The 6,396-nt window shown below is 64.8% G+C and carries 7 protein-coding genes; 6 read left to right on the top strand and 1 reads right to left on the bottom strand.

Features of this window, described 5'->3' with window-relative positions; genetic code table 11:
- The 6 genes from ACE3S9_RS12945 to era all read left to right on the top strand — a co-directional run.
- A partial coding sequence (locus ACE3S9_RS12945; RefSeq protein ID WP_374546882.1) for a bifunctional (p)ppGpp synthetase/guanosine-3',5'-bis(diphosphate) 3'-pyrophosphohydrolase occupies nt 1-1,782 on the top strand: 1,782 nt, incomplete at its 5' end.
- 182 nt (nt 1,783-1,964) lie between these two features.
- Nucleotides 1,965-2,717 carry a pyridoxine 5'-phosphate synthase gene (locus tag ACE3S9_RS12940; protein ID WP_374546881.1) on the top strand — a complete coding sequence of 251 codons (753 nt, stop codon included), beginning with the start codon at nt 1,965-1,967 and terminating at the stop codon, nt 2,715-2,717.
- Nucleotides 2,714-3,115 (top strand): holo-ACP synthase, encoded by a 402-nt coding sequence (acpS, locus tag ACE3S9_RS12935; RefSeq protein WP_374546880.1) that lies wholly within the window; start codon nt 2,714-2,716, stop codon nt 3,113-3,115. The genes ACE3S9_RS12940 and acpS overlap by 4 nt, the downstream gene beginning before the upstream one ends.
- A gap of 135 nt (nt 3,116-3,250) precedes the next feature.
- Nucleotides 3,251-4,036, top strand: a complete 786-nt coding sequence (gene lepB / locus ACE3S9_RS12930) for a signal peptidase I (RefSeq protein WP_374546879.1) — start codon at nt 3,251-3,253, stop codon at nt 4,034-4,036.
- Nucleotides 4,033-4,764 (top strand): ribonuclease III, encoded by a 732-nt coding sequence (gene rnc / locus ACE3S9_RS12925; protein WP_374546878.1) that lies wholly within the window; start codon nt 4,033-4,035, stop codon nt 4,762-4,764. Before lepB ends, rnc begins: the two co-directional genes overlap by 4 nt.
- Complete coding sequence (gene era, locus ACE3S9_RS12920; protein WP_374546877.1) at nt 4,761-5,687, top strand: GTPase Era; 927 nt, start codon at nt 4,761-4,763, stop codon at nt 5,685-5,687. Before rnc ends, era begins: the two co-directional genes overlap by 4 nt.
- A 23-nt stretch (nt 5,688-5,710) precedes the next feature.
- On the opposite strand, the gene ACE3S9_RS12915 is transcribed toward era, so the two are convergent.
- A partial coding sequence (locus ACE3S9_RS12915; RefSeq protein ID WP_374546875.1) for a phosphatase PAP2 family protein occupies nt 5,711-6,396 on the bottom strand: 686 nt, incomplete at its 5' end.

The raw sequence follows: 6,396 nt of genomic DNA, 5'->3' as shown, positions 1-6,396 counted from the left end.
GCCGACCGCCTGCACAACATGCGCACGCTGCACTATGTCTCGCCGGAAAAGCGCGCGCGCATCGCCGAGGAGACGCTGGACATCTATGCGCCGCTCGCGGGCCGCATGGGTATGCAGACCGTGCGCGACGAGCTGGAAAATCTCTCGTTCAAATATCTCATGCCCGAGGCCTTCGCGATGGTCTCGACCCGGCTGGAGGACCTGCGCGAGACCAATCGCGAGCTGATCAAGACCATCGAGGACGAGCTGATGGCCGAGCTTTCGCGGCGCGGCATCAAGGCCGATGTGCGCGGGCGGCAGAAGCAGCCCTATTCGGTCTGGAGCAAGATGGAGCGCAAATCGCTCGCCTTCGAGCAATTGTCCGACATTTTCGGCTTCCGCGTCGTGGTCGAGGATGTCGACGAATGCTACGGCGTCATCGGCGTGGTCCATACCAAATGGCCGATGGTGCCGGGGCGGTTCAAGGATTACATCTCGACGCCCAAGCAGAACGATTACCGCTCGATCCACACCACGGTGGTCGGTCCGGGGCGCCAGCGCGTCGAACTGCAGGTGCGCACCCACGAGATGCACGATATCGCGCGGCACGGCATTGCGGCCCATGCGCTCTACAAGGATGGCCGCGACGCACCCGCGCCGGTGCTCTCGCATGAAAGCAACGCCTATCAATGGCTCAAGCGCACCATCGACATGCTGTCGGAGGGTTCAAGCCCCGAGGAATTCCTGGAACATACAAGGCTTGAGCTGTTCCACGACCAGGTGTTCTGCTTCACGCCCAAGGGCCGGCTGATCGCGCTGCCGCGCGGCGCGACGCCGATCGATTTCGCCTATGCGGTGCACACCAGCGTCGGCAATTCGGCGGTCGGGGCCAAGATCAACGGGCGGCTCGCGCCCTTGCTCGCGCCGCTCGACAATGGCGACGAGGTCGAGATCGTGCGCGCCGAGGGCCAGACGCCGCCGGCGGCGTGGGAATCCATCGCCGTGACGGGCAAGGCCCGCTCCGCGATTCGCCGCGCCACCCGCGACGCGGTGCGCGCGCAATATGCCGGCCTCGGCCGCCAGATCGTGCTGCGCGCCTTCGAACGCGCCGGCAAGAAATTCTCCGACGACAAATTGCGTCCCGCCTTGCCGCGCCTCGCGCGCGCCACCATCGACGACGTGCTGGCGGCGGTCGGCCGCGGCGAGATGTTTTCCGGCGATGTGGTCAAGGCCGTCTATCCGGAATTCAAGGAGGAGCGCAAGACGCCGGCGCCCGACCGGTCCGATCCGGGCTGGTTCCGCATGCAAAAGGCGTCGGGCGTGCAGTTCAAGGCGCCGGGCGCGACCAGCGCCGCCCACGCCTTGCCGATCCGAGGTCTCAAGGGCGACCTGCCGGTGACTTTCGCGCCCAATGGCGCGGTGCCGGGCGACCGCATCGTCGGCATCATGACGCCGGGCGAGGGCATTACCGTCTATCCGATCCAGTCGCCTGCGCTCGCCGCTTTCGACGACCAGCCAGAACGCTGGCTCGACGTGCGCTGGGACGTCGAGGACGCGCAAGCCCTGTTTCCGGCGCGGGTCGTGGTGGCGGCGATCAACGAGCCGGGCAGCCTTGGCGCGGTGGCGGGCCTGATCGGCGAGCAGGGCGCCAATATCGACGACGTGACCTTCAACAAGAAGTCGCCGGACTTCCGCGAAATGATTTTCGACATTCAGGTCTTCGACCTGAAGCATCTCAACGATATTCTGTCGCGGATTCGCGTCCTGCCCATGGTCAACAGCGTCGAGCGCGTGATCGGTTGAACGAGGGGACGTGATTGCGAGCCATAGGGCGTCGAAAGACGCCCGTCATTGCGAGCGAAGCGAAGCAATCCATGCCAGCTTTCCGCAAGTTGAAACGTGGATTGCTTCGCTTCGCTCGCAATGACGGGCGCGGGCGTTGAACTATCAGGCTCGCCGTGACGAAGGAGCGGGAGAGGAAGACGATGGGTTCGGCGAAGAAAATCCGCCTCGGCGTCAATGTCGATCACGTCGCCACCTTGCGCAATGCGCGCGGCGGCGCGGTTCCCGATCCGCTGCGCGCGGCGCAGATGGCGCTGGCGGCGGGGGCGGACGGCATTACCGCTCATTTGCGCGAGGATCGCCGCCATATTCAGGACGAGGACATGCGCCGGCTCAAGGCCTCGATCGGCGCCCCGCTCAATTTCGAAATGGCCGCGACCGAGCAGATGCTCGACATCGCGCTGAAGATCCGGCCGCACGCCTGCTGCCTCGTGCCGGAAAAGCGCACCGAGCGCACCACCGAGGGCGGCCTCGACGTGGTCAATGGCCGCGACCGGCTGGCTCCCTTCGTGGACGAGCTGTCGCGCGCCGGCATCCGCGTTTCACTGTTTGTCGAGCCCTCGCTTGAGGCTCTCGAAGCGGCGCGCGCGATCAAGGCGCCGGTGGTGGAGCTGCATACCGGCGCCTGGTGCAACGCGGTGGTCTTGGGCGAGACCGGCAAGGCCGAGGCCGAATTCGAGCGCCTGCGCGTGGCGGCGGCGGAAACCGAGCGGCTCGGCCTCGAATGTCACGCCGGCCATGGCCTCGATTTCGATACGGCGCGGCAGATCGCGGCCTTGCCGCAGATCGTCGAATTGAATATCGGCCATTTCCTGATCGGCGAGGCGGTTTTCATCGGCCTTGAGGCCTCGGTGAAACAGATGATCGCGGCGATCTCTGAAGGACGCGGCGCATGATCATCGGCCTCGGCGTCGATCTCTGCGACATCCGCCGCATCGAGCAGATGCTGGAAAAATACGGCGACCGCTTTCCCCGCCGCTGCTTCACCGAAATCGAGCGCGCCAAGGCGGATGGACGGCAGGCGCGCGCCGCGACCTACGCCAAGCGTTTCGCCGCCAAGGAGGCCTGCGCCAAGGCTTTGGGCTCGGGGATCGGGCAGGGCGTGTCCTGGCTCGACATGGGCGTGGTCAATGATTCTTTCGGCCGCCCGACGCTGGAGTTGACCGGCGGCGCGGCGAAGCGCCTGGCGCGGCTTACGCCCGCCGGTTGGGAGGCGCGCGTGCATCTGACCCTCACCGACGAATATCCGCTGGCTCAGGCGCAGGTGATGATCGAGGCCGTGCCCAAGGTCTGACCCCAAAAGGCGCCGCAAGACGCCCAGTCCGACGGCTGGCCCCGCCGCGGTCAAAAAATAGCCTGCATCTTGCGCGACGGCCTTGCGCCGGGAAGCGAAAACGCCGAAAACCGGCCCCTATCTTCGGAACAGACCATGAGCGAATCCATGAGCGACACCGCCCCGCCCGCCGTCAAGAAATCCGAGGGCGGAATAGGCGAAACGATCATCGTGATCCTGCAGGCGCTTGCGATCGCGCTGGTCGTGCGCACGTTTCTGTTCCAGCCCTTCAACATTCCCTCGGGCTCGATGATCCCGACGCTCGAGATCGGCGATTACCTGTTCGTCTCGAAATATAGCTATGGCTATTCGCGCTATTCCTTCCCCTTTGGCTTCCCGCCCTTCCAGGGCCGCATCTTCGGCGCGGCGCCCAAGCGCGGCGACGTCGTGGTGTTCAAACTGCCGCGCGACAACGAGACCGATTACATCAAGCGCGTGATCGGCCTGCCCGGCGACAAGATCGAGATGAAAAAGGGCCGTCTGTTCATCAACGACCAGATGGTGCCGCGCGAGCCGATCGAGAAGGTCGAGACCGAGGACCTGTACGGCCATGTCGGCCCGGTGCCGACCTATCGGGAGACCCTGCCGGGCGGGGTCGAGCACCGGATCATCGAGATTCAGGGCGACGACGGCTACAACGACAATGCCGGGCCTTTCGTGGTGCCGCAGGGCGATTATTTCATGATGGGCGACAATCGCGACAATTCCACCGATTCCCGCGTCCCGCAGGATCAGGGCGGCGTCGGCTATGTGCCGCTGGAAAATGTCGAGGGTCGGGCCGAGATGATCTTCTTCTCGGTGGGCGGCGGCGCGGCGGCCTGGGAATTCTGGCGCTGGCCGTGGACCCTGCGCGTCAACCGCATGTTCCACGCGGTTCGATGAACGCGCGGGCCGGTCAGGCGCCGGAGACGGGCGATCTCGCGGCCTTGCAGGAGCGCGTCGGCTATCGCTTCGCCGATCCTTCCCTGCTGGTTCGGGCTCTCACCCATGTCAGCGCCCTCCCGCCCAGCCAGGCGCAGCGCCGCGTCGATTCCTACCAAAGGCAGGAATTTCTCGGCGACCGCGTGCTCGGCCTCGCGGTTTCGGAAATGCTGCTGGAGCATTTTCCCGGCGCCGAGGAGGGCGAATTGTCGCGCCGCCTCGCCGATCTGGTGCGCAAGGAAACCTGCGCCGATGTGGCGCGCGACTGGGGCGTAGGCGAGGCCGTGCGCCTCGGCGAGGGCGAGGCTTTGACCGGCGGCGCCCGAAAAGGCGCCATTCTCGGCGACGTGTGCGAGGCGATCCTCGGCGCCATTTTCCTCGACGGCGGTTTTGCCGCCGCGCGCGAGACCGTGCGCCGTTTCTTTCATGAGAAAATGCTGAATCCGGTGCGGCCCCTGCGCGACCCCAAGACCGCGCTGCAGGAATGGGCCCAGGCGCGCGGCCTGCCGCCGCCGACCTATCGGCAGTCCGGGCGGATCGGCCCCGATCACGCGCCACTGTTTATCATTGAGGTCAGCGTCAACGGTTTCGAGAGCGTCGAAGCCCAGGGCAGCTCCAAGCGCTTCGCCGAACAGGCCTGCGCGCAGAAATTCCTGGTCCGCGAAGGCGTTTGGGAGGACGGCGAATGAATAAGGCGTCTCCAGATTCCGGCGAGGGCGCCACGCGCTGCGGCTTCTGCGCCCTGATCGGCGCGCCCAACGCCGGCAAGTCCACTTTGTTGAACCAGCTTGTCGGCGCCAAGGTCTCGATCGTTTCGCGCAAGGTGCAGACGACGCGCGCCCTGGTGCGCGGCATTGCGCTGGACGGGGCGACCCAGATCATTTTTGTCGACACGCCCGGCATTTTCGCGCCCAAGCGTCGGCTCGACCGCGCCATGGTCACTTCGGCCTGGGGCGGGGCGGGCGACGCCGACGCGATCTGCCTGCTGATCGACGCGCGCAAGGGCGTGGACGAGGAGGTCGAGGCGATCCTGGAAAGGCTGCCGCAGCTCAAGGCGCCGAAAATCCTCGTGCTCAACAAGATCGACACGATCGAGCACGAGAAACTGCTTGGCCTCGCCGCCGATCTCAATGCGCGGCTGCCCTTCGCCGATACGTTCATGATCTCGGCGCTCAAGGGGCATGGCGTGGAGAAATTCCGCGAAAAGCTCGCCGGCTACATGCCGGAGGGGCCGTGGCTCTACCCGGAAGACCAGATTTCCGACGCGCCTCTGCGGGCGCTGGCGGCCGAGATCACCCGCGAAAAGCTGTTCGAGCGGCTGCACGACGAATTGCCCTATCAATCCACGGTCGAAACCGAATTGTGGAAGGACCAGCCGGACGGCTCGGCGCGGGTCGAACAGACGATCTATGTGACGCGCGAAGGCCAGAAGAAGATCGTGATCGGCGAGGGCGGCAAGACGATCAAGAGCATTGGCTCAGCCGCGCGCAAGGAAATCATGGAGGCGGCGGAACAGAAGGTCCATCTGTTCCTGTTCGTGAAAGTGCGCGAGAATTGGGGCGACGACCCCGAGCGCTATCGCGAGATGGGGCTGGATTTCCCCAAAAACTGACGCGTTCTCTCCCGCGCGAAAAGCTACGCCGCTTCCGCTTCCATGGGTGTTGCTGCTGAATTTGCAAAAGCCTCGGCCGGCTTGGTCGCCGGGAACAAGGCGGCTGCGCCATAGAATACGACGATGCCGGCGAGAACGTCTGCGAGATAATGCGCGCCATAGACCAGCGCCGCAGCCATGACCAGAATGTTGAGAATCGTCACGGGAACGCGCAGCGGCGAGTTCCAGTAAAGATAAATCATGGCGCATGCGGACAAGGTATGAAAGGAGGGGAAAGTCAGCATTCCCCTCGGGTAGGAAAGATCGATCCGGTCGAATTGGTGGTCGCGCAGCAGCATGACGACATCGCGCGGCGTGGCGGAGGTCCATTTGCTCACGTCGAAATCGCCGCCGGCCCATTCCAGCATGCTGATCGCAGGCAGGCAGATGGCGAGACAGACGCCGATCACGCCGGCGGCGGTCGTTATCGCTGCAAATCGATAAGCCTCGTGCGACGGACGAAACAGCAACAGGAAAAAGGGCGCCAGCGGGAGCTGCACGATCATCGAATTATAGGAATAGAGCAGGATTTTCGCGAGAAGTGGCCGCGACAGCACGGCATGGACATAGGCGATCCAGTCGAAGCCGAGCGAAAGGTCGACCGCGCGCAGCAGCGCGTCTTGCTCCGGCAGTCCGGTGGCGTGCGCCATATAGGACAAGACATAAATGA

Source organism: Rhodoblastus sp., assembly GCF_041915505.1.
Taxonomy (GTDB): Bacteria; Pseudomonadota; Alphaproteobacteria; order Rhizobiales; family Beijerinckiaceae; genus Rhodoblastus.
The sequence above is the reverse complement of the archived record's forward strand: the minus strand, read 5'-3'. Positions and strand labels throughout refer to the sequence as shown.